General features: G+C 69.9%; 23 protein-coding genes. 14 read left to right on the top strand and 9 right to left on the bottom strand.

Features of this window, described 5'->3' with window-relative positions:
- Positions 1-192: 192 nt before the first annotated feature.
- Together G4Z16_RS13655 and G4Z16_RS13650 are read left to right on the top strand one after the other, a co-directional pair.
- Positions 193-1,125: a hypothetical protein gene (locus G4Z16_RS13655; RefSeq protein ID WP_197351042.1), complete on the top strand. Its 933-nt coding sequence runs from the start codon at positions 193-195 to the stop codon at positions 1,123-1,125.
- Between the two features lie 159 nt (positions 1,126-1,284).
- Complete coding sequence (locus G4Z16_RS13650) at positions 1,285-2,031, top strand: DedA family protein (RefSeq protein WP_197351041.1); 747 nt, start codon at positions 1,285-1,287, stop codon at positions 2,029-2,031.
- 169 nt (positions 2,032-2,200) lie between these two features.
- Here the strand turns inward: G4Z16_RS13650 and G4Z16_RS13645 are convergent, their stop codons facing one another.
- The 3 genes from G4Z16_RS13645 to G4Z16_RS13635 form a co-directional block, all read right to left on the bottom strand.
- Complete coding sequence (locus tag G4Z16_RS13645; protein ID WP_197351040.1) at positions 2,201-3,814, bottom strand: tripartite tricarboxylate transporter permease; 1,614 nt, start codon at positions 3,812-3,814, stop codon at positions 2,201-2,203.
- A gap of 3 nt (positions 3,815-3,817) precedes the next feature.
- Positions 3,818-4,336: a tripartite tricarboxylate transporter TctB family protein gene (locus tag G4Z16_RS13640; protein ID WP_246531290.1), complete on the bottom strand. Its 519-nt coding sequence runs from the start codon at positions 4,334-4,336 to the stop codon at positions 3,818-3,820.
- 68 nt (positions 4,337-4,404) lie between these two features.
- The gene (locus tag G4Z16_RS13635) at positions 4,405-5,388 is read right to left on the bottom strand and encodes a Bug family tripartite tricarboxylate transporter substrate binding protein (RefSeq protein ID WP_197351038.1); all 984 of its coding nucleotides are present in this window, start codon (positions 5,386-5,388) and stop codon (positions 4,405-4,407) included.
- A 263-nt stretch (positions 5,389-5,651) separates the two neighbouring features.
- Between G4Z16_RS13635 and G4Z16_RS13630 the strand changes: the two genes are divergently transcribed.
- Entirely contained in the window at positions 5,652-6,593 is a 942-nt protein-coding gene (locus G4Z16_RS13630) for a DUF389 domain-containing protein (protein WP_197351037.1), read from the top strand.
- Between the two features lie 157 nt (positions 6,594-6,750).
- On the opposite strand, the gene G4Z16_RS13625 is transcribed toward G4Z16_RS13630, so the two are convergent.
- The 4 genes from G4Z16_RS13625 to G4Z16_RS13610 form a co-directional block, all read right to left on the bottom strand.
- A complete protein-coding gene (locus G4Z16_RS13625; RefSeq protein ID WP_425508163.1) occupies positions 6,751-8,493 on the bottom strand; it encodes a BCCT family transporter in 1,743 nt (580 codons plus the stop codon).
- 99 nt (positions 8,494-8,592) lie between these two features.
- Positions 8,593-8,799: a DUF2277 domain-containing protein gene (locus G4Z16_RS13620; RefSeq protein WP_197351035.1), complete on the bottom strand. Its 207-nt coding sequence runs from the start codon at positions 8,797-8,799 to the stop codon at positions 8,593-8,595.
- 149 nt (positions 8,800-8,948) lie between these two features.
- Positions 8,949-9,971 carry a rod shape-determining protein gene (locus G4Z16_RS13615; protein WP_197351034.1) on the bottom strand — a complete coding sequence of 341 codons (1,023 nt, stop codon included), beginning with the start codon at positions 9,969-9,971 and terminating at the stop codon, positions 8,949-8,951.
- A gap of 152 nt (positions 9,972-10,123) precedes the next feature.
- Positions 10,124-12,031 (bottom strand): ABC transporter ATP-binding protein, encoded by a 1,908-nt coding sequence (locus G4Z16_RS13610; protein WP_197351033.1) that lies wholly within the window; start codon positions 12,029-12,031, stop codon positions 10,124-10,126.
- 380 nt (positions 12,032-12,411) lie between these two features.
- On the opposite strand from G4Z16_RS13610, the gene G4Z16_RS13605 reads away from it, so the two are divergent.
- The gene (locus G4Z16_RS13605; protein WP_197351032.1) at positions 12,412-12,651 is read left to right on the top strand and encodes a DUF397 domain-containing protein; all 240 of its coding nucleotides are present in this window, start codon (positions 12,412-12,414) and stop codon (positions 12,649-12,651) included.
- Between the two features lie 164 nt (positions 12,652-12,815).
- On the opposite strand, the gene G4Z16_RS13600 is transcribed toward G4Z16_RS13605, so the two are convergent.
- Positions 12,816-13,331, bottom strand: a complete 516-nt coding sequence (locus G4Z16_RS13600; RefSeq protein ID WP_197351031.1) for an ATP-binding protein — start codon at positions 13,329-13,331, stop codon at positions 12,816-12,818.
- Between the two features lie 350 nt (positions 13,332-13,681).
- On the opposite strand from G4Z16_RS13600, the gene G4Z16_RS13595 reads away from it, so the two are divergent.
- From G4Z16_RS13595 to G4Z16_RS13565, 7 genes are all read left to right on the top strand, one after another.
- Complete coding sequence (locus tag G4Z16_RS13595) at positions 13,682-14,521, top strand: helix-turn-helix domain-containing protein (protein ID WP_246530835.1); 840 nt, start codon at positions 13,682-13,684, stop codon at positions 14,519-14,521.
- A 100-nt stretch (positions 14,522-14,621) separates the two neighbouring features.
- Positions 14,622-16,079: an aldehyde dehydrogenase family protein gene (locus tag G4Z16_RS13590; protein WP_197351029.1), complete on the top strand. Its 1,458-nt coding sequence runs from the start codon at positions 14,622-14,624 to the stop codon at positions 16,077-16,079.
- Between the two features lie 119 nt (positions 16,080-16,198).
- On the top strand, positions 16,199-16,783 hold the full coding sequence (locus tag G4Z16_RS13585) for a DinB family protein (protein WP_197351028.1): 585 nt from the start codon (positions 16,199-16,201) through the stop codon (positions 16,781-16,783).
- Positions 16,784-16,955: 172 nt separating this feature from the next.
- Complete coding sequence (locus G4Z16_RS13580) at positions 16,956-17,576, top strand: PadR family transcriptional regulator (protein ID WP_197351027.1); 621 nt, start codon at positions 16,956-16,958, stop codon at positions 17,574-17,576.
- A 96-nt stretch (positions 17,577-17,672) separates the two neighbouring features.
- The gene (locus G4Z16_RS13575; RefSeq protein WP_197351026.1) at positions 17,673-18,701 is read left to right on the top strand and encodes an ATP-binding cassette domain-containing protein; all 1,029 of its coding nucleotides are present in this window, start codon (positions 17,673-17,675) and stop codon (positions 18,699-18,701) included.
- A complete protein-coding gene (locus G4Z16_RS13570) occupies positions 18,698-19,477 on the top strand; it encodes an ABC transporter permease (RefSeq protein WP_197351025.1) in 780 nt (259 codons plus the stop codon). The genes G4Z16_RS13575 and G4Z16_RS13570 overlap by 4 nt, the downstream gene beginning before the upstream one ends.
- 194 nt (positions 19,478-19,671) lie before the next feature.
- Positions 19,672-21,327 carry a threonine/serine exporter family protein gene (locus tag G4Z16_RS13565; protein WP_246530834.1) on the top strand — a complete coding sequence of 552 codons (1,656 nt, stop codon included), beginning with the start codon at positions 19,672-19,674 and terminating at the stop codon, positions 21,325-21,327.
- 172 nt (positions 21,328-21,499) lie between these two features.
- Here G4Z16_RS13565 and G4Z16_RS13560 read toward each other — a convergent pair whose 3' ends face one another.
- Positions 21,500-21,991 carry an inorganic diphosphatase gene (locus G4Z16_RS13560; RefSeq protein WP_028438011.1) on the bottom strand — a complete coding sequence of 164 codons (492 nt, stop codon included), beginning with the start codon at positions 21,989-21,991 and terminating at the stop codon, positions 21,500-21,502.
- An 85-nt stretch (positions 21,992-22,076) separates the two neighbouring features.
- Here G4Z16_RS13560 and dacB point away from each other — a divergent pair, with 85 nt between their 5' ends.
- From dacB to tilS, 3 genes are all read left to right on the top strand, one after another.
- Entirely contained in the window at positions 22,077-23,702 is a 1,626-nt protein-coding gene (dacB, locus tag G4Z16_RS13555; protein WP_197351024.1) for a D-alanyl-D-alanine carboxypeptidase/D-alanyl-D-alanine endopeptidase, read from the top strand.
- Between the two features lie 93 nt (positions 23,703-23,795).
- Entirely contained in the window at positions 23,796-24,929 is a 1,134-nt protein-coding gene (locus G4Z16_RS13550) for a zinc-dependent metalloprotease (protein WP_197351023.1), read from the top strand.
- A gap of 284 nt (positions 24,930-25,213) precedes the next feature.
- Positions 25,214-26,299 (top strand): tRNA lysidine(34) synthetase TilS, encoded by a 1,086-nt coding sequence (gene tilS, locus G4Z16_RS13545; RefSeq protein WP_197351022.1) that lies wholly within the window; start codon positions 25,214-25,216, stop codon positions 26,297-26,299.
- Positions 26,300-26,306: the final 7 nt, after the last annotated feature.

Genomic DNA, 26,306 nt, shown 5'->3' with positions numbered 1-26,306 from the left:
AGTGACGGCCTCAAAGCCGTCCGTCGGGCCGTACTTGTGTACCCCGGGGGAATCGAGGGGAAACGCGCCGGACGCCGTCACGGCGCGGCGGATATCGCCGTTCACGCCACTAGATTGAGCCTACGAAGATACGGATTGCATGATTTGGACTGTGAATTCAGTACATAAGGACCGAGAGGACACGGGGTCTGCATGGAGCCTCGGGAGCTGTGGGAACGGCACACGGTGCTGGCCAGAGCCTTCTGCCAGAGCGACGAGGAGGTGCGTACGGCGCAGGTGACGCTGGACGACGCACAGGCGAGCCGGGCCCGTTCCCTCGCGGCGTTCGCGGTGGTGGTCGGCAACGACAAGGCGGTGGCCGAGATGCTCGGCCTGCCCGAGCGGGAGGTGCGCATCGCGCGCCGCACCGTGGGCAGGGACGATGCCCGAGCGCTCGCGGACGATCTGCTGATGGCGCCGCTCCAGCATCAGCAACCCGGCCCGGGTTCCGGCACGGACGAGAACGCAAGGGCGAATGACGCGGCCCACGCGCACACGCAGGCGCCCGCGCAGGCCGCCGACCACATTCCGGGGCCCGACCAGACACAGTCGCAGCCGCAGTACCAGGTGCAGGGTCAGCAACAGGCGCCGCAGGCGCAGCAGATGCCGTCGCAGCCGCACGTCCAGTACCAGGCGCAGCACCAGCAGGTCCAGCACCACGCCGCGCAGTCGTACTACCAGCCCCAGGAGCACTACCAGCAGCCGCAGGAGCACTTCCAGACCTACGACCACTCACAACTGCCGGACCACATGGGCTGGTCGCCCGTCCAGGACGCGGTGCTCGTCGACGGCTGGCAGTCCGGGGTCGACCTGGAGATCCTCGCGCTCGAACTCGGCACGGACCTGCGGAGGCTGACCGCCCGCGCGCAGTATCTCTCCGCACAGGGACGGCTGTTCGTCGCGCCGGAGGAGACGGGACGGCAGGGAGGCAAGCACCGCAGGGAGACCGTGCAGCACCACACGGGCATCCCCACCCAGCAGATGAGCTCCCCCGGAGACATGTTGCTGCCGGACGGCCTGGTTCCGGACGGATACGGCGGGTACTGGGCGAACTGGAACGAGATGCTGCCCGCCCCGCAGGCCTGATCGGACCGGGCCCGAATCGCGGGTCGATGCAGCGGCGACAGCCGGGAACAAGCGCGACAGCAGGGGCCAGGCGGCACGTCCGGGCCTCCCTGAGCGTTGATAGCGTGTACCCCCCGACGACGGCCGCCCCTGCGGTGCGACTGATGAGGAGCCTGTGACGTGACCGCCCTCGCGCTGGGACCGAGTTGGCTCGACCCGGATTATCTGATCCAGACCTTCGGTCTGATCGGCATCCTGGTGATCGTCTTCGCGGAGTCCGGCCTGCTCATCGGCTTCTTCCTGCCGGGCGACTCCCTGCTGTTCACCGCAGGTCTGCTCGTCGCGACGGACCAGTACCTGCACTATCCGCTGTGGCTGGTCTGCACGCTCGTGGTGATCGCGGCGGTGCTCGGCGACCAGGCGGGCTATCTCTTCGGACGCAAGGTCGGCCCGGCCATCTTCAAGCGCCCGGACTCCAAGCTGTTCAAGCAGGAGAACGTCGAGAAGGGCCACGAGTTCTTCGAGAAGTACGGGCCCAAGTCCCTTGTGCTGGCCCGTTTCGTGCCCATCGTGCGCACGTTCACGCCGATCATCGCCGGCGTGAGCCAGATGCAGTACCGCTCGTTCCTGATCTTCAACGTCATCGGCGGCGTGCTCTGGGGCGCGGGCGTCACGCTGCTCGGCGCCCTGCTGGGGCAGATCGCGGCGGTACGCGACAACATCGAGGCGATGCTGGTCGGCATCGTCCTGCTGTCCATCACGCCGATCATCGTGGAGTACCTGCGCGCCCGGAAGAGGAAGTCGCGCGGGGCGCCGGGCGCTGACTCATCGGCCGGCACCGGGTCCGGCGGCGGGGTACCGCCCACCGGGGCGCCGGGGAACTCGGCGGACGACGGCGGCCAGCGCGGCCGGCACGCCCGCCGCTGAAGCGGCCCCCGCACACAGACTTCCCGCACCGCAGCACGGAGCTCGCGCACCGCATCACGAGCTCGCGCCCCGCACCCGACTGCGCCCCGCCCGCCCGGTGACACCGGACGGACGGGGCGCGGCCTTGTGACCAGCAGCAGACGGAGAACGGGAGACGGGGAGGGCCGTCTCAGACCTTGGCGCCCTCCTTGTCGTCCGTCTCGCCCTTGTCGTCGCTGCCGTCAGCGTCCGGAGCACCGTCGGCTCCACCGTCCCCGCCGTCGCCGCGGCCGCCCTCGCGAGGACCGCCGGGCCACTGCGGCCGTCCACGCCCGGCCAGGCGCCGCAGCCACGGCCAGGCGAGCAGCAAGACGATCACCACGTAGACCGTGACCGCGAACGGTGTGTTCACCAGCCCCGTCACGTTGCCGTCGCTGATCTGCAGCGCACGGCGCAGCTGCTGCTCGGCGTTGGGCCCGAGGATGACGCCGATGATCGCGGGCAGTACCGGCAGCCCGAAGCGCCGCATCATCAGCCCGACGACCCCGATGACGAGCAGGATCACCATGTCGATGGCCTCGCCGCCCACCGCGTAGGCGCCCACGGCAGCGAAGAAGAGGATCCCCGCGTACAGGTACGGGCGAGGGATGCGCAGCAGCTTCGCCCAGACCGGCGCCATCGGCAGGTTGAGCACCAGCAGCAGCACCATGCCGACGAAGAGCGAGGCGATGAGGCCCCACACCAGGTCGGGCTCCCGCTCGAAGAGCAGCGGGCCGGGCTGGATCCCGTACTGCTGGAACGCTGCCAGCATCACGGCGGCCACGGCGGTCGTCGGCAGGCCCAGGGTCAGCAGCGAGACCAGCGTTCCGGCGGCCGAGGCCGACGACGCCGACTCGGGTCCCGCGACGCCCTCGATCGCGCCCTTGCCGAACTCCTTCTTGTGCCGGGAGAACCGCTTCTCGGTGACGTACGAGAGGAACGTGGGGATCTCGGCGCCGCCGGCGGGGATCGCCCCGAACGGGAACCCGATGGCCGGGCCGCGCAGCCACGGCTTCCAGGTGCGCCGCAGGTCGGACCGGTCGAGCCAGGGACGCCCCACGGGGATCGACTCCCCGGCGCTCCTGTGCGCGTGGGCCGCGACCCACAGCGCCTCGCCGATGGCGAAGAGCCCCACGGCCACGATCACGACGTCGATGCCGTCGGAGAGCTGGAGGCTGCCGAAGGTGAGCCGCTGCTGGCCCGTCATCTGGTCGAGCCCGACGAGCCCGATCGTCAGACCGATCAGCAGCGCCGCGAAGCCCCGCACCCGCGAGCTGCCGAGCACGGAGGTGACGGCGATGAACGCCAGCACCATGATCGCGAAATAGTCGGGCGCGCCGATGTCCACCGCGAGCGCGGCGACCGTCGGCGCCAGGACCACCAGCAGGATCGTGCCGATCATGCCGCCCGCGAAGTGGCCGATGGCCGCCGCCGCGAGTGCCTGTGACCCGCGTCCGGACTTCGCCATCGGATGGCCTTCGATGGCGGTGACGACCGCCGCGCTCTCACCGGGGGTGTTGAGCAGGATCGAGGTGGTGGAGCCGCCGAACATCCCGCCGTAGTAGATGCCCGCGAACATGATGAACGCGCCGACGGGGTCGAGACCGTAGGTCACCGGCAGCAGCAGGGCGACGGCCATGGCCGGGCCGATGCCGGGCAGTACGCCGATGGCGGTGCCCAGCAGCACGCCGACCGCCGCCCACAGCAGATTGAGCGGCGTCAGCGCCGTGCCGAAGCCGTCGAGCAGGGACGTGAGAGATTCCATCGGTCAGAGCACCCCCATCAGCGGGCCGCCGGGCAGGGGGACGCCCAGCAAGGTGTTGAAGGCCGCGAAGGTGGCCATGGACAGTACGGCCGCGACGAGCGGATCGCGGGAGAAGTTGCGGCTGCCGAGCGCGTACGCGGAGCCCCAGAAGAGCAGGGCGCCGGTGATCGGGAACCCGAGCGGCTCGATGAGGACGGCACTGGCGAGGAAGATCCCGGCCAGGAGCGCGACGGTGCGCCAGTCGGCGGGCTCGCTGCCTGCTTCCTCTCCGGGCTCCGCTTCTCCGCGGCCACCCCGCAGCACGTCGACGGCCAGGACGACGGCGACCACGAGCAGGGCGACGCCGACGACGAGCGGGACCGTCCTGGGACCGACCGGGCCGCGCTGACCCGCGACGGTCTCCATGGTGAGCGTGTCGCCGAGCACGAGCACGCCGACGACCAGCAGCAGGACGCTGACGCCGAGTTCGGAGCGTCCGCGCAGCCATTCGCGCCAACCGCCGGGCGACGAGGGCGACTTCACCTCACCGGAACCGGGGGCGGGTGCTTCCGCGCCCCGCGTGGGTTCCTTGGACTCGGTTGATCCGGTGCTCACTTGCCCACCTCCTCGAGGACGGACTCGACGCGCCGGTCCTGGGCCTCGAGGAACTGCCCGTACTTCTCACCGGTCAGATACGCGTCGTCCCAGCCGTTCCGCTTGAGGGACTTCTGCCACTGCGGGCTGCGGTGGAGCTCGTCGAAGAAGTGGATGAGCTTCGTGCGCTCCTTCTCCGACAGGTCGGGCGGCGCCATGATGCCGCGCCAGTTGGTGAACTCGACGTCCATGCCCGCCTCCTTGAGGGTCGGTGCGTCGAAGCCCTCGATCCGCTTCTTTCCGGTGGTGGCGAGCAGCCGCAGTTCGCCGGACTTGATCTGGTCGCGGTACTCGCTGATGCCGGAGATGCCGAAGGCGACCTTGCCGCCGAGCACGGACGCCAGGAGTTCGCCGCCGCCGTCGAAGGGCACGTAGTTGACGGTCTTGGGCTCGATGCCGGCGTCCCTGGCCATGAGCATCGGGGCCAGATGGTCGGGGCCTCCGGCGGACGAGCCCCCGCCGACGGGCAGCGAGCCGGGCTTCTTCTTCCAGTCCGCGAGGAGCTGCTCGATCGTCTTGTACTTGGACTTCTTCGAGACCACGACGATGTCCGGTTCCTCCACCGTGCGCGCGATCGGTGTCGCGTCGTCGAGCGTGGAGGGCGAGTCGTTCGTCCGCACGGCGCCCACGACACCGAGGCCCATCGACATGGCGAGCTTGCCGTTTCCGCGCTCGTTGACGAGCCGGGTCAGGCCGACGGTGCCGCCGGCGCCGGGCAGGTTGAACACCTCGATGTTGTGGTTGAGTTCGGCGTCCTCCGCGTCCTTGGCGGCGGTACGCGCGGTGATGTCGTAGCCGCCGCCGGGCGTGTTGGGCACCATGAACTGCAGCCCGGGGATGTTCGTCCCTGTCTCGGCGCCGCTGCCCGTCGTGATCAGCGGGGGGCCGATCAATACGAGCAGCGTCGCCCCGAGAAGAGACATGAGAGTGCGCTGACGCACGCGGGGGCACCGCCTTTCGTGAGTGAGGTCCGGGTGGGGGGACGGCCCACATGCTGCACGGGGTACGCGGCGGTTTCGCCCCCTGTGCGCGAAAGAACTTAATGATCGTTGTGGTCATTGTGTTCACGGGGCGGCACGGCGACCGCCTTGAGGGTGAAGTCACCGCAAGGCAGTGGCAGTTGAGCTCATCCGTGTGCCTGACGGAGCTGGCGGGCCGACGGCCGGCGGGGGAGCCCTCGGCGGTCCCGTCTAGTCTTCCGCTCATGCTTCATCTGCGGCTGATCGTTCCGTCATCGCGCACCGGCGAGGTCACGTCCCTGCTGGACTCGACCGTGGGGACCGCGCATCTCGTCGTGCTGCCGGGCGCCGCCCGCGACCCGGAGGGCGACGTGGTGATGTGCGATGTCGCCCGTGAGGCCGCGGACGAGCTCATCACGGAGCTGCGCCGCCTCGACCTCCACGAGCACGGAGCGATCTCCGTCGAGGACATCGACCTCTCGCTCTCCGAGCGCGGCACCCAGGCCGAGGTCGACGCCCCCGGCGAGGGCGTGGACGCGGTGCTGTGGGAGTCCCTCACCGGCGCGACGCACGAGGAGTCCCGGCTCTCGCTCACCTATCTGGCGTTCCTCGTCGTGGCGACGATGCTGGCGGCCTGCGGCGTCATGCTGGACAGCGCGATCCTCATCGTCGGCGCGATGGTGGTGGGGCCGGAGTTCGGGCCGCTCGCGGGTGTCTGCACGGCGCTGGTGCGGCTCAGGCCGCGTCTGGCGCTGCGTCCGCTGATCGCGCTGGTCGTGGGCTTTCCGCTGGCGATGCTCGCGACGGGCGCCTTCACCGTATTCATGGACGCCGTAGGCCTGTTCAGCGAGCAGAAGTACCAACAGCCCCATCCAGTAAGCGAGTTCGTGTGGAATCCCGACTGGATGTCGTTCGTGGTCGCCATTCTGGCGGGCATCGCGGGGGTGCTCTCCCTCACTTCGGCCAAGTCCGGTGCACTGGTGGGTGTGGCCATCTCGGTGACGACCGTGCCGGCGGCGGCCAACGCCGCCATGGCACTGAGCTACTGGTTTCCCGGGGAGGCCTGGGCGTCGGCGGAACAGCTGGGCCTGAACCTCTCCGGCATCCTGGTCGCCGGAACGCTCACGCTGCTGGGGCAGAAGCTCTTCTGGGCCTGGAAGCGCAGGCATCTCGCCCGGACGGCCTGACGTGTGACGTCCGGCGCGTGACCCGACGCCACCCCGTTGCCGCGGCGGGTCCACGAACTACGGTGCCCCGCAACGCGAAACCGCGTTGCGGGGCACCGTAGTTCCGTATGGGAGGTGCCGGACCGGCTCGGGTCCGTCGGCCCGGCTCCCGGCGGACTCAGTCCTTCTGCATCGCACCGGCCTTGCCGTCGTCGCCCTCGGCCGAGTCCTGCGAACCGCTGTCCGAGGAGGCGCCGTTGGTCGGCCCGATGAGGATCTCGTACTCGCCGCCGTACTGCTCGTGGCCGGCGAGCACGGCGATCTCGATGGCTTCGTCACCGCGTTCACCGGTGACGATGAGCCGGTCGCGCCGCAGATCCCGGGTGAGCGCTATACACATGCCGATCATCACGAGCGTGAACGGCACCGCCACGAGAATCGTCAGGTTCTGCAAACCGGTCAGCGCCGACGCTCCGCCGCCGCCGATCAAGAGCATGATCGCGGCGACCGCACCGGTCAGCACACCCCAGACGATGACGACGTTCTTGCCCGGCTCCAGCGTGCCCTTCTGGGAGAGGGTTCCCATCACGATGGACGCCGCGTCGGCGCCGGACACGAAGAAGATGCCGACCAGGATCATCACGATGAGGCTGGTGACGCTCGCGATCGGGTACTCGCGCAGCATCGCGAACAGCTGGCCCTCCGCCGTCGACTGGTCGGTCAGCTTGGCACCGCCACGCTCGAGGCTGATGGCCGTACCACCGAAGATCGCGAACCAGATCAGGCTCACGACGCTCGGCACGAGGATCACGCCGCCGACGAACTGCCGGATCGTGCGGCCCCGGCTGATGCGGGCGATGAACATGCCGACGAAGGGCGTCCACGAGATCCACCACGCCCAGTAGAAGACAGTCCAGGAGGACAGCCACGTGGCGACGTCCTTGCCCGCGGTGTCGTCCGTGCGAGCGGCCATCTGCGGCAGATCACCGATGAACGAACCCACCGATGTCGGCAGCAGGTTGAGCATCAGCACCGTCGGGCCGACCACGAAGACGAAGAGGACCAGCAGGCCCGCCAGCACCATGTTGATGTTGGACAGCCACTGGATGCCCTTCTCGACACCCGAGATCGCGGAGGCGACGAACGCCGCGGTCAGCACCGCGATGATGATCACCAGGATCGGTGTGCCGACGTTCGAGGCCCAGTTGATCTCCTTCACACCGCTGCCGATCTGCAGGGCGCCGAGGCCCAGCGACGCGGCGGAGCCGAAGAGGGTCGCGAAGATGGCCAGGATGTCGATGACGCGTCCGAAGGCACCGTTCGCGTTCTTCTCACCGATGAGCGGTGTGAAGACGGCACTGATGGTCTGACGCCTGCCACGCCTGAAGCAGCTGTACGCGATGGCGAGACCGACGACCGCGTAGATGGCCCAGGGATACAGGGTCCAGTGGAACAGGGTCGTCGCCATCGCGGTCTGCATGCGCTCGGCCGCGGAGCCGCCCGTACCCGGGGGAGGGTCGGTGAAGTGCGACAACGGCTCGTTGACGCCGTAGAACATCAGGCCGATGCCCATGCCCGCGCTGAACATCATCGCGACCCATGACACCGTCCGGAACTCCGGCTCCTCGCCCTCCTTGCCGAGGGTGATCTTCCCGTAACGGCTGAAGGCCAGCCAGAGCGAGAAGACGACGAAGCCGGAGGCGGCGAGCACGAACGCCCAACCAGCGTTGTGCATGGTGCTGTTGAGCATCGCGGTCGCCGCGCTGTCCAGGGAGTCGGTGGCAACTGCCCCCCAGATCACGAAGGCCAGGGTCAGCGCGGCTGTGACACCGAACACCACTTTGTCGGTCTGTGGTTTCGACGTGGCCCGCAGACCGGCGGAACCGCCGCCTGGCGGTTCCCCTGTCGCGTTCTGTTCCACCCGTTTTTCCGGCACGCTTTGACCTTTCAGTTCTGGATCAGATCGGGGAGCAGCTACCCGACTTCCTGATCAGCATGCCGTCCGAATATCCGTTTGTCTTCAGCTGCGCACGACCAGTGACGAAAGCAGGTCCTCGGTCGCCGCTGCTACTCGTTCGACGGCCTTGTCGAAGGCTTCGGCGTTGTGTGCCGCGGGTTTCCGGAAGCCGGACACCTTCCGTACGTACTGCAGGGCTGCTGCCCGCATGTCGTCGTCGGTGACGGCTTCGGCGTAGGGCGGTCGGAGTGTCTTGATGTTTCTGCACATACCTCGACGCTACGTCCGCCACCCCCGCCCGGTCACCGTCCGGGACGGCCGGCGGACGGGCTCGGTGCCTCCCGGGGACCGAGTCCGGGGGAAGTCCGAGGGGGCGGGGAGAGACGGTGCGGTAGTGGGGGGCTCTGCAGGGCCCTTGATCAGTGGACATCGACGTTCAGTGGCACGACCTGCCCTTCCACCATGGCCGCGAGGCCGTTGACTGCGCTGAGGGACGGCTGGTCCGCGATGTGGACGGGCATGCCCGTGCCCGTACGCAGCCGCTCGTCGAGCCCTGGCAGCAGCGCGCTGCCGCCCGCCAGCACCATGCCGCGGTCCGCCAGGTCCGCGACCAGGTCGGGCGGGCAGTTGTGCAGGACGCTGCGGATCGCATCGGAGAGCCCGATCAGAGGGGCCTGTATGGCCGCCCGCACGTCGTCGGGGTCGATGCACACGGTGCGGGCCATGCCGGTCGCCACGTCCCGGCCCCACACCTCGGTCGTCTGGCCCTCTCCGGCGCCCGTGAGCGCCAGGTGCAGCGGGCGGACGGCCTGGCTGGGGAGGATCAGCTCGTGGTGGTTGCGCAGATGCTGGACGACCGCGTGATGAATGGTGTCGCCCCCCATCGGTACGGTCGTCGCGGAGACGATCGCGCCCAGAGACAGCACGGCGATCTGGGTCGTCGTGGCCCCGCAGACGAGGATCATGGTCGCCTCGGGCTGTTCGACGGGCAGCCCGCACCCGACCCCGGCCGCGGTGGGGGTGTCGACCAGTTCCACCTGCTTCGCGCCCACCCCGGTCAGGGTCTCGACGGCGGCGCTGCGGGCCAGCGGGTCGGCGTTGTGCGGAATCGTGACGGCCGCGCGCTGCATGGCACCCCGCCGCCGCCACGCACGCCGTACCGAGGACCCGACGAGCGCCCGCAGCATCCGCTGGGCCATCTCGATGTCGATCACGGTGCCGTTGCTGACGGGACGCACGACGCGGATATGGCCCGGTGTGCGTCCGTCCATGCGCTCGGCAGCGGTGCCGACGGCGATCAGCGCCCCGGAGAAGGTGTTCACGGCGACGACGGACGGTTCGTCCACGACGAGCCCCGCGTCCTTGATGTGGACACGGGTGCGGGCGGAGCCGACGTCGACGGCTACCGAGCAGCGGCGCAGCTGGTCAAGAGGCTTGCTCACGGTGTTCCCCATCCTTGCCGGTGCGTTGGAGGGGTCCGCTCGCACGTGGGGACCCTGACCTCAGCGTGCACACGGCGCGGTGGGGCCGCCCGCTGGGCTGCTCCGCCCGAGTGATTCGGCGAGCGGCCCGGCGGGGCCGCTCGCCCGGGGACTCAGCGCAGGTCCGGCACGGCCGCTTCGTCCGCCGCCGGCAGCGGAGGCCGCTCGCTGAACTGCGTCCGGTACAGCTGCTCGTAGCGTCCGCCGAGGGCGAGCAACTCCTCGTGCGTGCCGCGCTCGACGATGCGTCCGCTCTCCAGGACGAGGATGAGATCCGCGGCCCGTACGGTCGACAGTCGGTGCGCGATCACCACGGACGTGCGGCCCGCGAGCGCCTCGGCCAGAGCCTCCTGCACGGCGGCCTCGGAGGTCGAGTCGAGGTGGGCCGTCGCCTCGTCCAGGATCACCACGCGGGGCTGCGCCAGCAGCAGCCGTGCGATGGTCAGCCGCTGCCGTTCACCGCCCGAGAGCCGGTAGCCGCGTTCGCCGACGACGGTGTCAAGTCCCTCCGGCAGCGCGGCGATCAGCCCGTCGAGGCGTGCGCGGCGCAGCGCGTCCCACAGTTCGTCGTCGGTGGCCTCGGGGCGTGGCAGCAGCAGGTTGGCGCGGATGGTCTCGTGGAAGAGGTGCCCGTCCTGGGTGACCATGCCGAGGGTGCGGCGCAGCGAGGCCGCGGTCACGTCGCGCACGTCCGTGCCGCCGATGCGCACGGTGCCGCTGTCCGCGTCGTAGAGCCGCGGAGCCAGGGAGGCGATGGTCGACTTGCCCGCGCCCGAGGAGCCGACCAGCGCCACCATCGCTCCGGGCTCGGCGCGGAAGGACACGCCGTGCAGGATCTCCTCCCCGCCGCGGGTGTCGAGCGTGGCGACGTCCTCGAGCGAGGCGAGCGAGACCTTCTCCGCCGACGGATAGGCGAAGTGCACGTCGTCGAACTCTACGGAGACGGGCCCGTCGGGCACGGCGACGGCGTCCGGCTTCTCGTCGATCAGCGGCTTCAGGTCGAGCACTTCGAAGACCCGCTGGAAGCTGACCAGCGCGCTCATCACCTCCACCCGCGCACCGGCGAGCGAGGTCAACGGCGCGTACAGCCTGGTCAGCAGCAGCGCGAGGGAGACCACGGTGCCCGCATCGAGGGTGCCGCGCAGCGCGTAGTAGCCACCGAGCCCGTAGACGAGGGCGAGCGCGAGAGCGGAGACGAGGGTGAGCGAACTGATGAAGAAGTGCTGGACCATCGCGGTACGGACGCCGATGTCCCGCACACGTCCGGCCCGCCGCGCGAACTCCGCGGACTCCTCCTCCGGCCGGCCGAAGAGCTTCACGAGCGTGGCGCCCGGCGCCGAGAAGCGCTCCGTCATCTGGTTGCCCATCGCGGCGTTGTGATCGGCGCGTTCACGTTCCAGGCGGGCGAACCGCGCGCCCATCCGTCTCGCGGGCAGCACGAAGAGCGGGAGCAGCACGAGCGTCAACAGCGTGATCTGCCAGGACAGTTGGAGCATCACCACCAGGGTCGCCAGCAGCGTGACGAGGTTGCTGACCACCTGGGAGAGGGTGTTGCTGAACGCGCGCTGCGCCCCGATCACGTCGTTGTTGAGCCGGCTGACGAGCGCGCCCGTACGCGTGCGTGTGAAGAAGGCGACCGGCAGTCGCTGCACATGGTCGTAGACCGCCGTGCGCAGATCGAGGATCAGGCCCTCGCCGATACGGGCGGACAGCCACCGCGTGAGGAGACCGGTCGCTGCCTCCGCGACGGCGATGAGCGCGATCACGGACGAGAGCACCACGACGGTACGGACAGCGGCGCCGCCCGTGATCGCGTTGACGACCCTGCCCGCGAGGAGGGGAGTGGCCACGGTGAGCAGGGCGAGCGCGCTGCTGAAGCCGAGGAAGGCCAGGAGTGCCCGGCGGTGGCCGCGGGCGAAGCGGAGGATGCGGATGAGCGTGGCCCGTGAGAAGGGGCGCTTGTCCTGCTGTGCGAAGCGGGTGGAGTAGAGCGCGTGCCACGCGGTCGTCTCCATACTCATGGTCTCTCCTGCGGGCCGGGCGACGGGTCTCGGGCGGTACGGGACGACCGTAGAAGTTGAAGTTACCTTGAAGTCAATGCCTCGGTGCGCGGGCGCTCCGTGCGTCGGGTGACGTCGCCCTGGGGGAGCGCGGTACGCGTGCGCCCGTACCGCTCCGGAGGCGGCGAGAAGCGGAACCCGAGGACACGGGGTGATGGGCGATCAGCCGTCCGCAAGGGGCTTTGACCGGCTGTGATGGGGTCGCGACAGGGTGTCGTGCACGTGCATCGGCACATGCATAGGCACATGAACGAGGCTATGATCCAGGGCAGTTGAAGGACAACGGTGTCCTCACCGCGCACTGTGCGACACCCCCCACCGCACCAGCCCGGGAGATCCAAGTGCCTCACCCGTACAACGGCATGGCCGCCAGGGACCTGCACGGGGTCGAGTGGCAGAAGAGCCGGTACAGCAACTCGCAGGGCACCTGCGTGGAGTTCGCAAGGCTGCCCGGCGGCGACATCGCCGTACGGAACTCGCGCTTCCCGGACGGCCCGGCGCTGGTCTACACACCCGCGGAGGTCGAGGCGTTGCTCCTCGGCGTCAAGGACGGCGAGTTCGACCACCTCGTGCAGGAGTGACCCCCAGCCGAAGCAGGGGGCCACGTGTGAAGACGCCTTCCCCGCGCCGGGGGTTGAGCCGTCGGTTCGCCGAATCACGGATCAAGAAGGGGTCTTGAGACGGCGTCCGGCCCGAAGGGTTTGTCGGCCCGGGGCCGCGGCGCCCCGACCGCAATGGATACGGCCTAGACGGGCCGCACCGACGTGAGCCGGAAGAGCGCCCAGACGACCTTGCCGCGCATCATCCCCGTCATCGGGTGCCAGCCCCAGCCGTCGCTGAAGGACTCCACCAGGCAAAGGCCCCGGCCCGACTCGGCCGTGAAGTCCGCATACTCGGTGCAGTTGTTGGTGGTCTCGGGCGGTGCGCCGCTCGGGTCGCGTACGGCACACACGAGTCGTGACGCCCACCGCATCAGGTCGAGTCTCACCGGAGAGGTCAGCTCCGGTGCCGGGGCCAGTGAAGCCGGCAGTCCGTGACGCAGAGCGTTGGTCACCAGCTCCGAGACGACGAGCGCAACGGTGTCGAACTCGGCCTCCAGTCGCCAGCGTTGCAGCGTCTCGCGGGTGAAGTCCCGTGCACTCTTGACCGCTTCGAAGCGGGCCGGCAGTGCGCAGGTGGCGGACCCGGAGACGGTCGAGTGGTCGAGGTGCGGGAGACCACGCCACATGGGCTCCAGCACAGTCGATCCTTCGGTCCCCATGACGAGCCACTCCTGGCGTTCGCGGCAGTGATGATCCTGTGTGGATCCGGTCGATTTGCTGTCCCGATTGGTCTCGCTGTTCCTCGGTCCCCGTACCCCTTGTTCCACAACTGCGCTGGCATGCAGTGCACTTGTCCGATGCCTATGGTTCCCAATGCCCTCGGCAGATGCAAGGGCAGATGCACGTGCACGCAAGACTTTCGATCGTGTGTAATCACCCGGGCACGCAACGAAGCGTATTGATGGCACACTTCCTTCAGAGCAGGGTGAAGGGTTCCTCGAAAATGGAGACACAACCGGCAATGGGTGTGAGCGGCGGCGCAATCGGGGCGAGTGGCTCAAGTGGGTCGATGGTCCGTCGCATCCTGCTCGGATCTCAGCTCCGCCGCCTCCGCGAGGCCTGCGGTGTCACCCGTGAGGCGGCCGGTTACTCGATCCGCGCGTCCGAATCCAAGATCAGCAGGATGGAGTTGGGCCGCGTGAGCTTCAAGGCCCGCGATGTGGCCGACCTGCTGACGCTCTACGGAGTGGTCGACGACTCCGAACGCGAGCCGCTGCTCGGGCTCGCCCGGGACTCGAGCATAGCCGGGTGGTGGCACAGCTACAGCGACGTGCTGCCGGGCTGGTTCCAGACGTACGTCGGCCTCGAGGGGTCCGCCTCTCACATCAACACCTACGAAGTGCAGTTCGTGCACGGCCTGTTGCAGACGGAGGAGTACGCACGCGCCGTCGTCACCGCCGGGCACCAGAGCCACATCCCCTACGAGGAGGTCGAGCGCCGCGTCGCCCTCCGCGTCGAGAGGCAGAAGCTGCTGCTCGGTGAGAGCGCCCCGAAGCTCCTCTGCATCCTCGACGAGGCCGCGCTGCGCCGCCCGTTCGGCTCGCACGAGATCATGGACGCCCAGCTGCGCCACCTGGCAGAGGTGTCGGAGTCACCCAACATCACTGTTCAGATCGTCCCGTTCGAGCTGGGCGGTCACCCCGCGGAGAGCGGCGCCTTCACGCTCTTGCGCTTCCCCGAGTCGGATTTGAACGACGTGGTGTATCTGGAGCAGCTGACCAGTGCTCTTTACCTGGACAAGAAAGATGAAGTCGCTCACTATGACCAGGTGTTGAGCCGATTGGTGAAGGACAGCCTGTCCCCGTCGCGTACGCGCGATCATCTGCAAGCAATACGCCAGCTCGGCTGAATTGCAAGTACGATGACCAGCTATCAGTACGGGAGTTGTGCTACGGCTGTCGACCGCGGCCGGCAATGCGCAGCTTGTTCCTGCCCCACGAAGGAATGACATGTCCTACTTCACGGACCTGGCGCTTCAGTACATAGACGGCCAGTGGTGCGAAGGAAGCGGCTCCTGGGACGTCATCGACTTCGACCCGTACAACGACGAGAAGCTCGCCTCCATCACGGTTGCGACGGCCGAAGAGGTCGACCACGCCTACCGTGCGGCCGAACGGCACCAGCGCGACTGGGCGAAGACGAACCCGTACACCCGCCGGCAGGTCTTCGAGCGGGCCATCCGGATCATCGAGGAGAACGAAGAGGCCATCACCGAGGCGCTCATCGCCGAGGTCGGCGGTACGCGGCTGAAAGCCAGCATCGAACTCCACCAGACCAGGGAATTCCTGCGTGAGACCGTCCACTTGGCGCTGCGCGCCGAGGGCCGGATCGTGCCGTCCCCGATCGACGGCAAGGAAAACCGTGTGCACCGCGTCCCCGTCGGGGTCGTCGGCGTCGTCACGCCCTACCACTTCCCGCTGCTGCTCTCGCTGAAGACGATTACGCCCGCGCTCGCCCTCGGTAACGCCGTCGTCCTCAAGCCGCACCAGAACTCGCCCGTGTGCGGCGGTTCGCTGGTCGCCAAGATCCTCGAGGACGCGGGTCTTCCGCCCGGCGTGCTGAACGTCGTCATCAGTGACACCGCCGAGATCGGCGACACGTTCATCTCGCACCCGGTGCCGAAGGTCATCTCCTTCACCGGCTCCGAGCCGGTCGGCCGGCAGGTCGCGACGGTCGCCGCCTCGCACTTCAAGCGCACGATTCTCGAGATGGGCGGCAACAGCGCGCTCATCGTCCTGGACGACGCCGACCTCGACTACGCGGTGGACGCCGCGGTCTTCAGCCGTTTCGTGCACCAGGGCCAGGTGTGCATGTCGGCCAACCGCATCATCGTCGACCAGGACATCTGCAAGGCGTTCAACGAGAAGTTCACGGCGAAGGTCGAGACGCTGAAGGTGGGCGACCCACGCGATCCCGACACGCAGATCGGCCCGCTCATCAACGCCGTCCAGGCCGACAAGGTCAACTCCCTTGTGGAGCGCACGATCGCGGATGGCGCGACCGCTCTCGTACGCGGAACCAAGCGGGGCAACCTCATCTCGCCGACGATCCTCACCGACCTGCCCGACGGCTCGCCCGCTCTGCGTGAGGAGATCCTCGGCCCCGTGGCCCTGGTCATCCCGGTCGACGGCGAGGACGAGGCGGTGCGGGTCGCGAACGACACCCCGTACGGCCTGGGCGGTGCCGTGCACACGGGCAACATCGACCGCGGGCTGCGCGTGGCTCACCGGATCGAGACCGGCATGGTCCACATCAACGACACCACGGTGGCCGACGAGCCCATCGTCCCGTTCGGCGGTGAGAAGAACTCCGGTCTGGGCAGGCTCAACGGCGAACAGATGGTGGAGGCCTTCACCACCACCAAGTGGATCTCCATCCAGCACGACCGCAGCGGCTTCCCCTTCTGAGGCTCGGACCCGCCCGCGAAGCCGTACCGCTTGAGGACAGTTCCTGACCGCAAGGCCTCATAGCGTTGTCGTCATCGAGAGACGCCGTAAAGGGCGGCTCCTGGCGGAAGGTGACGACCATGCCTGTAGTCGTGAAGTCGGAAGCGCCCGGCGACGAGCGCGGCGCACTCCTGGCCTACCTGGACGCCCAGCGCGGCGGCATCCGGCGTTCGCTGCACGGGCTCACCGAGGAGCAGGCCCGCAGCGTCCCCTCGGCCAGTGCCCTCTCGCTCGCTGCCGTGCTCAAGCACGTGGCCACGGGGGAGCGCGGCTGGCTGCGCAGACTCCAGGCCGACGGCGAGGAGTTCGACTTCTCCGCCTCGGTCGGTGAATGGGAGGACAGCTTCAGCCCGGGGGAGGGCGAGACCGTCCAGGTTCTGCTCGACCTCTACGAGCGCGTGGCACAGGAGACCGACGAGGCCGTGCGTGCCCTCGGCTCGCTCGACGAGACCTTCGACGCGCCCAAGGTCCCCTGGGACGAGGGCGGCAAGCGCTCCTGGCGCTGGGCCCTCCTGCACCTGATCGAGGAGACGGCACGGCACGCGGGGCACGCGGACGTCATCAGGGAGAGCATCGACGGCAAGGGCGCCTTCGACCTCGTCTTCGAGACCGGAGCCATGCCCGAGCCGGACTGGGCGGCCTTCGGGAACGAGCCCCCGAAGTAGCGGACGGCGGGCAGGGCGGCCGGGTGCCCGAGCGGAATCCGGCCCGCCTGGTGCCTCGCCCGGCGCACGCGCCCGGACCTCCCCTCACCGAAGTCTGCCTCGTCGCCCGCGCACCGCCCGTCTAGGCTGGCGGCGACGCGGGCGCGACGCGCCGGAGTGCGAGAGGGAGACGATGTCGGCGATCCGGCTGCTGGTGCTGGGCGCGGTGCGCCAACACGGGCGGGCACACGGCTACATGGTCCGCAACGACCTGGAGTTCTGGGGCGCGCACGAGTGGTCCAACGCCAAACCGGGCTCGATCTACCACGCGCTGAAGCAACTGGCCAAGCAAGGTCTGCTGCGTCAGTACGAGACCGCGCCGAGCACCGCCGGCGGCCCGCCCCGCACGCAGTACGAGGTGACGGATGCCGGCAACGCCGAGTTCATGAGGCTGCTGCGTCACGCGCTCACGGCCATCGACGAGAAGCAGGACATGCTCACCTCGGGCGTCGGCTTCATCGTCGACCTGTCCCGCGATGAGGCCGTCTCGCTGCTCAAGCAGCGCATCGCGTCCCTGGAGGAGTGGCGGCAGGAGGTGACGCGCCACTGGGCACCGGACGAGAGCACCCCCGAGGAGTGGGGTCACATCGGCGAGATCATGAAGCTCTGGGTGCACAACGCCGACAGCGGCGCGGAGTGGGCGCGAGGCCTGGTGGAGCGCCTCGAGAACGGTGCGTACGTCATGGCGGGCGAGGGCGAGCGTCAGGTCGACGTGCTGCCGCCGGGCACCGGGAACCCGTTCGCCGAGAAGTAGGACAGCTCATCAACTTTGACTAATGGGCATCGGCCCGGCTAGTCTGCCGAGACAGGTAGTCAAATTTGATCAGAACTACCGGGGTGGAGGATCGGCATGGACACCGACGACGCGATCGTGGCCGTGGGGCTGCACAAGGACTACGGGGGCAAGCCCGCGCTCGCGGGCCTGGATCTGACCGTGCCGCGCGGCACCGTCCAGGGACTCCTGGGGCCCAACGGCGCCGGCAAGACCACGCTCGTACGGATCCTCGCCACCCTTGTCCGCCCGAGCGCCGGGCGGGCAGAGGTCGCCGGCTGGGACGTGGTGCGGCAGCCCGGCCAAGTGCGCCGGCGCATCGGCCTGTTGGGGCAGCACGCGGCGCTCGACGAGGAGCTGGGCGGCAGGGAGAACCTCGAGATGTTCGGGAGGCTCCACCACCTCGGCGCCCGGACGGCGAGGACGCGCGCGGGCGAACTCCTCGAGCGCTTCGGGCTCGCGGACACCGGCCGCAAGGCCGTGCGCCAGTACAGCGGGGGCATGCGCCGCCGCCTCGACCTGGCCGTCGCGCTGTTGGGCACCGTCGACGGCGGTGCCCCGGACGTCCTCTTCCTCGACGAGCCGACGACGGGGCTCGACCCGCGCGGCCGGACCGAGGTCTGGGACGCGGTGCGCTCGCTGGCCGGCGGGGGAGCGACCGTGCTGCTCACGACGCAGTACCTGGAGGAGGCGGACCAGCTCGCGGACTCGGTCGCCGTGATCGACGGCGGGCGAGTGGTGGCCGAGGGCACCACGGGTGAGCTCAAGTCCCGCCTCGGCGGGGACCGTATCGACGTCGTCGTGCGCGAGGCGGCGGACCTGGACGCCGCCGCGTCGGCCCTGGCCGAGGCCCTCTCCCGTACGGGAGGCGGCACGTCCCAGGACGCCGTCGTCGAGAGCGACCCCTACCGGCGGCTGGTGAGCGCTCCGGTGTCCGACCGTATGGCCGCGCTGACCGAGACCGTGAGGGCCCTGGGCGAGGCCGGCATCGAAGCGGAGGACGTCGCTCTGCGCAGGCCGACCCTCGACGAGGTCTTCCTGCACCTGACCGGCGGGCGGCAGACCGGGACCATGACCGGGCAGCAGCCCGCGGAGGCCGTCGCATGAGCAGCTACGTGATGACCGACTCCTGGACGATGACCCGGCGCGGCCTCTCGCACTGGCGGCGGCAGCCCGTACAGGTACTGGTCGGCCTGGCCTTCCCCGCGCTGATGCTGGTGATGTTCGCCTACTTCCTCGGCGGCGGCATGGGCGTGGAGAACTACCGCGAGTTCCTGGTGCCCGGCATGCTCGCCCTCACCATGGCCTTCGGACTGGAGTCGACCATGGTCGCGCTGACGCAGGACCTGACGAAGGGAGTGATCGACAGGTTCCGCTCGCTGCCCATGGATCCCTCGGCGGTGCTCGTCGGGCGGAGCGTGCTGGACATGCTGCAGTCGGCGCTCAGCCTGCTCGTACTGCTGGGCGTCGGGCTCGCGATGGGATGGCGCTGGCATGGCACCGCTGCGGCAGCCCTCGCCGCGGTGGCCCTGCTCCTCCTGCTGCGCTTCGCGCTGCTGTGGGCCGGCATCTACCTCGGTCTGGTCGCGGGCAGACCTGAGCTCGTGCAGGCCGTGCAGATCCTGGTCTGGCCTGTGGCGTTTCTCTCGAATGCGTTCACCTCCCCCGACACCATGCCGGGCTGGATGGGCGCGATCGCCGAGTGGAACCCGATGTCGGCCACCGCACGGGCCGCGCGCGAACTGTTCGCCAACCCCGTGTGGGGCGGCGGTGGTTCCTGGGCGACGGAGCACGCGCTGCTGCTGGCCGTCGTCTGGCCGGTGGTGCTGGCTGTGGTGTTCTTCACGCTCTCCGTACGGCGCTACCGGGCACTGGGGCGCTGAGCCCGCCGGATCCGGCTCCACCCCCGCACCGCACGGTTTCCGCCACGTTCCGCGCGTGCCGTCGCACGCGTGTCGGGAAGCACCCTTGGGGGCACCCTGACCGGGACCTCCGCCCGGGAGCGACCTTATGCTTCGGACCAGCGGGCGGAAGCGGGCGAAGACCGCGGACGCGAGTGTTAGGGAGCGGGAAGAAAGTGGTCGGGGAGCCGAAGCGCAACGGCCGGTCGGCGGAGAACGGGGACGCCTCGGAGGAGGCCCGGCAGCAACTCGCCGACGAGGTGCGCAGCGCGTTCACACCGCCCCAGGGCATGCCGCTGCCGCCCATACCGGACGACGACCACCCGAGCTCCGAATTCGCCGTTCCCGAGGGGCTGTTGACGTCGCCGCCGCAGGAGTTCGGCAGCGCCTTCACCCCGCCCGAGGGCATTCCGAAGGTGTCCCTGATAAAGCCGGGCGGCCCCTGGCAGGACCGGATGCGCACGATGATCCGGATGCCGCTCGCGGAGCGGCCGGCGCCGGAGAGGCTCAGCCGTACCGAGGACACGGAGCCGGGCCCCGCCGTGCCCCGCGTGCTCGACCTCACCCTCCGCATCGGCGAACTGCTGCTCGCGGGAGGCGAGGGCGCCGAGGATGTCGAGGCCGCGATGTTCGGCGTGGCCCACGCGTTCGGGCTCGATCGCTGCGAGCCCACCGTCACCTTCACGCTGATCTCGATCACGCACCAGCCCTCGCTGGTCGACGACCCGGTCACGGTCGGCCGGACGGTACGCCGCCGCGGCACCGACTACACGCGTCTCGCCGCCGTCTTCAGGCTGGTCGACGACATCACCAAGGGCGACGTCACGCTGGAGGAGGCATACCGGCGCCTGGCCGCCATGCGCCGTAACCGCCACCCGTACTCCAAGAACGCGCTGACCCTCGCCAGCGGCCTGCTCTCCGGCGCCGCGTCGCTGCTCGTCGGCGGTGACGGGCTGGTCTTCGTACTCGCCGCGATCGGGGCGATGCTCGGCGACAGGCTGGCGTGGCTGTGCGCGGCGCGCGGGCTGCCGGAGTTCTACCAGTTCACGGTCGCCGCGGTACCGCCGGCGGCGATGGGCGTCGCGGTGGCGCTCTTCGACTCGCAGGAGGAGACGAAGCTCAAGGCCGCGGCCGTCATCACCGGTGGTCTCTTCGCGCTGATCCCCGGCCGTGCACTGGTCGCCGCCGTGCACGACGGGCTGACCGGCTTCTACATCACGGCGGCGGCCCGCCTGCTGGAGGTCATCTACCTCGTCGTCGGCATCGTCGGCGGCGTGCTGGTGATGCTCTACATCGGCTCGAAGCTCGGCGCCGAGCTCACGCCGGAGAACACGCACGGCGACGTCAGCCCGGTGATACAGCTCTTCGCGGCGATGCTGCTGGCGCTGGCCTTCTGCGTACTGCTCCAGCAGGAACGTCACACCGTGGCCCTGGCGACCCTCAACGGCGGTGTGGCCTGGCTGGTCTACGGCGCGCTGACGAACCCTCCGGTGAACGTCGACGCGGTGGCGGCGACGGTCACCGCGGCCGGACTGGTCGGCCTCTTCGGGCAGTTGATGTCCCGCTACCAGTTCGCGTCGTCGCTGCCGTACATCACGGCGGCGATCGGACCGCTGCTGCCCGGTAGTGCCACGTACTTCGGACTGCTCAACATCGCCCAGGGACACATGGACGAGGGCATCCTGAGCATGTCCAGGGCGGTCGCCCTCGCGCTGGCCATCGCCATCGGCGTCAACCTGGGCGGCGAGCTGGCGCGGCTGTTCATCAAGAGCCCCGGAGTCGAGACGCCGCTGCCCGGCCGCCGCGCGGCCAAGCGCACCCGCGGCTTCTAGGCCGTGCCAGGCGTCGTAGCCCAGACGGGATTTGTCAGACAGGGCGTAGGCCGGACGGGGCCCAGAGCCCGGCGCCGGCAGGGACGAGGGTGCGTCCCGCCGGACGGGGGACGCACCCTTCGGGTTACGCCTTTCGTACGCTCCCGTCTCGCCGGAGGCCCGGTTCGGTGCTTCAGTGGTCGCCGTGGGCCTCAAGCCGCTTGATCGACGCCTCGACCTCGGCCTCGGCCTCGGCACGGCCGACCCAGTTGGCGCCCTCGACGGACTTGCCGGGCTCCAGGTCCTTGTAGACCTCGAAGAAGTGCTGGATCTCGAGCCGGTCGAACTCGCTCACGTGGTGGATGTCCCGCAGGTGCTCCATGCGCGGATCGGACGCCGGTACGCACAGCAGCTTGTCGTCGCCGCCGGCCTCGTCCGTCATGCGGAACATGCCGATGGCGCGGGACTTGATGATGCAACCGGGAAAGGTGGGTTCATCGAGAAGCACGAGCGCGTCCAGCGGGTCGCCGTCCTCGCCGAGAGTGTGGTCGACGAAGCCGTAGTCGGCGGGGTACACGGTCGAGGTGAAGAGGTGCCGGTCCAGACGGATGCGCCCGGTCACGTGATCCACCTCGTACTTGTTCCGCGAACCCTTCGGGATCTCGATGACGACGTCGAACTCCAAGGAAGGCTCCTCAATGATCAGCACATGTATCTGGTGATTAAGTGTCCCCTACGCACGTACACGGGCGCGAAAGGGGCTGATCGAGGTGCGTGACACCGCCTCAGAGGTGCGTGACACCGCGATCCGGGCATACCGGAAGGCCCGGGCCCGTGCCCGTCGTCACGGGCGGCGGATCCGGCAGCACTGGCGGACCGCGACTCCGCAGCGGCGGCAGACCGTCGGAGTGACGGCCGGCGCTGCCGCGATCGGACTGGTGCTCGCCGTCACGGCGGTGGCCGCGAGCGGACCGTGGGACTCGGGCCAGCGTACGGCGGAGCGTTCACGGGCCGCCGCCGGGGAAGGGCGAAGTGGCGGGAACCACACCGGAGACGGCCCGGGCAAGGGCGCCCCGGGAGCGCCGGACGTGCTCGCCGCACTCGACATGGACGCGGTACGCAGCGACGCCGCCGGCGGCGGTCGCGACGCCAAGCCCTCGCACGGCCCGGGCGCGGCAGGAGTGCCCCCGCCCAGCGAGGACGCGCTCGCCGACACCCTCGAACCGCTGTTGAAGGACGGCGACTTGGGCAAGGTCCGAGCGGTCTCGGTCGTCGACGCGGCCACGGGCCGGAAGCTGTACGCCACCAAGGACGGCACCGCCGTCACCCCCGCCTCGACCGTCAAGCTGGCCACCGCGGTGGCCGCGCTCTCGGCACGCGGCGCCGACCACCGCATCCCCACCCGGGCGTTGCGCGGCAAGGGCTCCGGCGACGTCGTCCTCCAGGGCGGCGGCGACCCGACGCTCACCTCTGACGCGCTCGACGGCCTCGCACGCGACACGGCCCGCCGGCTGCGCGGACACGACGGCAAGGTCTCGCTCCGGTACGACACTTCGCGCTACAGCGGGCCTCTGCGCCACTCCATCGGCACCAACGACAACCTCGCGCCCGTCAGTCCGCTCATGGTCGACGAGGCCCGCCTCGGAGGCGGCTCCGGGGGCGGCAAGGACGGCGACGCCCCGCCGCACGGCCCCGCTCCGCGGTCCGGCGACCCCGCGAAGGACGCCGCCGAGGCCTTCGCCAAGGCACTCGGGAAGCACGGCGTCGACGTCAAGGGCAAGCCCAAGGAGGTGAAGGCGCCGGGCAAGGGAAAGGAGCTGGCCGTGCACCGCTCGGCCCCGCTCTCCGCGCTGGTCGAGCGGATGCTGACCCACAGCGACAACGACATCGCCGAGGCCCTCGCCCGGCAGACCGCACTCGCCGCGGGCGAGCCCGCGAGCTTCAAGGGCGCCGGCAAGGCCGTACGCCATCGCCTCGGCAAGCTCGGAATCTCCCTGAAGGGCGCCCACTTCGCCGACGGCAGCGGCCTCGACCGCCGCGACAAGGTCTCACCCAAGCTGCTCACCGGCCTCCTCGTGCGCGCCGCCGACCCCGACCACGCCGGGCTGCGCCCCGTTCTGACGGGCATGCCGGTCGCCCACTTCACCGGCACCCTCGGCAGCAGGTACGGCAGCGACAAGGGCAAGCAGGGCGCCGGTCTCGTACGGGCCAAGACGGGAACCCTCACCGGCGTGAACACCCTCGCAGGCACCGTCGTGGACGCCGACGGCCGGCTGCTGGCCTTCGCCTTCATGACGTCCGGCACCACCGACGGAAAGGGCGCACAGCGCTCCCTGGACAGCCTCGCGGCCGCACTCGCCAACTGCGGCTGCCGTGGTTCGCCGTCGGAGGGCTGACCTCGGCAGGAACCGCGGAACGCCCCCGGGCCGGAACCCCTGCGCCGCCGGTGCAGCCTCCCGCCCGGCGGCGGTGCCACGTACCGTGAAGTCATGACGAGCCTCGGTGGTGTGGAGATGGTCGACTGGAATCTCGCGGTCGCGACCGCGACCCGGCTCGTACGGCCGGGCCCGGAGGTGACCCGCGAGGAGGCGCGAGCGGCCGTCTCGGAGCTTCGCCGCCACGCGAAGTCGTCCGAGGAGCACGTGCGCGGCTTCACGGGGATGCAGCCGGACCGTCCGTCGGAGTCGGACACCCCGGTCCTCGTCGTCGACCGGCCCGGCTGGGTGCGCGCCAACGTCGCCGGCTTCAGGGAACTCCTCACACCGCTGCTCGCGAAGGTGCAGGAGCGCCGCTCCGGCACCCCCGGCGGGGCGGTGCTCGGCGCGGTCGGCGGCAAGGTGACGGGCGTCGAGGTCGGCATGCTGCTTTCGTTCCTCGCCTCGCGCGTGCTCGGCCAGTACGAGACGTTCGCGCCGGCGACCCGAGAGCTGCCGGGCGGTGCCGACGGTTCCGGCCGTCTGCTGCTCGTCGCGCCGAACATCGTGCACGTCGAGCGCGAACTCGAGGTCGACCCGCACGACTTCCGCCTCTGGGTGTGCCTGCACGAGGAGACGCACCGCACGCAGTTCGCCGCCGTCCCCTGGCTCCGCGACCACATCCAGGGCGAGATCCAGGCATTCCTCAGCGAGACCGACATGGACCCGTCCACGCTGCTGGAGCGGATGCGCGAGGTCGCGCAGTCGGTCGCCGGCGGGCGCTCGCAGGGCGCGGAGGGGGAGGAGAAGCCGGAGGCCGGGCGGGCCGGGCTCGTCGAGCTGGTGCAGACACCCACGCAGCGCGAGATCCTCAGCCGCCTCACCGCCGTGATGTCGCTGCTGGAGGGCCACGCGGACTACGTGATGGACGGCGTCGGCCCGGCGGTCGTGCCGAGCGTCTCGGAGATCCGGGAGAAGTTCCAGAAGCGCCGTGCCACCGGCGCCGGACGGCTGGACCAGGCGCTGCGCAAGCTCCTCGGCCTCGACGCCAAGCTGCGCCAGTACCGCGAGGGCGAGCGGTTCGTACGGACCGTCGTCGACGACCTGGGCATGGACGGCTTCAACCGCGTCTGGATCTCGCCCAACACGCTCCCCACGAAGTCGGAGATCGTCAGCCCCGCCGACTGGGTCGCGCGCATGCGCTCTTGACCCGCGCCGACCCGGCCGCGACGTGGGGACCGCTCCCCGGTCGCGGCCGCACGCAGGAGCGCTGAGTTCGCGAGGCGAGGTGCTGATGATGCGAGAGGCATGTCTGCCGCAGGGATCCGACGGCTACTCTCCGGAGCGGGCCGGGATCACGGGAAGCCCCGGTAATCACTCGTCCGAGGGACCGAGAATGGCCGCTCCGCGTGCGATGCTCTGGGAACCCTCCCATCTCTGTCACCATCAACACACTCAGCGTGACAAGACTCCTTCGAGGAAGTGAATCGGACATGGGTCCCCATCCCGCGGTCGCTGCAATACGTCTCGCGGTTCGCCGCGCACTTCACGACGTCCTCAGCGAGCACGCCGTCGTCAGTGAGAATGCCGGCGACACCCGCAGCCCGGGCGAGCCACCGCTCGTCCTCGTGGCCTGTTCCGGCGGCGCCGACTCCATGGCGCTCGCCTCCGCCCTCGCCTTCGAAGCCCCCCGGCTCGGCCTCCGCGCGGGAGGCGTGACGATCGACCACGGTCTTCAGGCCGGATCGGCCGATCGCGCCCAGGAGGTCGCCGAGCGGCTCACCGCCCTCCGGCTCCATCCCGTCGAATCGATCGCCATCACCATCGGACGCACGAACACCGGCCCCGAAGCCGCCGCGCGCACCGCGCGGTACGCAGCTCTCGACGACATGGCCGACCGCTGCGGCGCCAAGGCCGTGCTGCTCGGACACACCCGTGACGACCAGGCCGAGACGGTGCTCCTCGGACTGGCCCGCGGTTCCGGTACGCGTTCCCTGTCCGGCATGGCGGAAGTCACCGGCCCCGCGGACCGCTACCGCCGCCCGTTCCTCGCCATCGACAGGCAGACCACCCGCAAGGCCTGCCTCGCACAGTCGCTGCCCGTATGGGACGACCCCCACAACGACGACCCCGCCTACACCCGCTCCCGCGTGCGTCACGAGGCCCTGCCGGTGCTGGAGAAAGCACTGGGCAAGGGCGTCGTCGAGGCGCTCGCACGTACCGCACGTCTCTCCCGCGACGACGCCGACGCTCTCGACTCCTGGGCCCTCCAGGCCGAGAGGGCCGTACGCACCGACCAGCCGGGCACCGACGGCTGGGACGGGGTGGAGCTGGACACCGCCCGGCTCTACGCACTCCCGTCGGCGGTACGCCGCCGGGTGCTGCGCCGCGCCGCCGTCGCCGCGGGCGCCCCCGCGGGCTCGCTCTTCGCCCGCCATCTCGAAGAAGTGGACCGGCTGATCACGGCCTGGCGCGGTCAGCGCGCCATCAATCTGCCAGGCCGTGTCGAGGCCGCGAGGCAGGGTGGCAGACTTGTCATCCGGCATGGCTCACAGACCCCGCCGACACCGACCGGCTGACCGCCCT

The organism is Streptomyces bathyalis (genome assembly GCF_015910445.1).
GTDB lineage: Bacteria > Actinomycetota > Actinomycetes > Streptomycetales > Streptomycetaceae > Streptomyces > Streptomyces bathyalis.
Note: the sequence above shows the minus strand (reverse complement) of the source record. Positions and strands in the feature narration are given on the sequence as shown.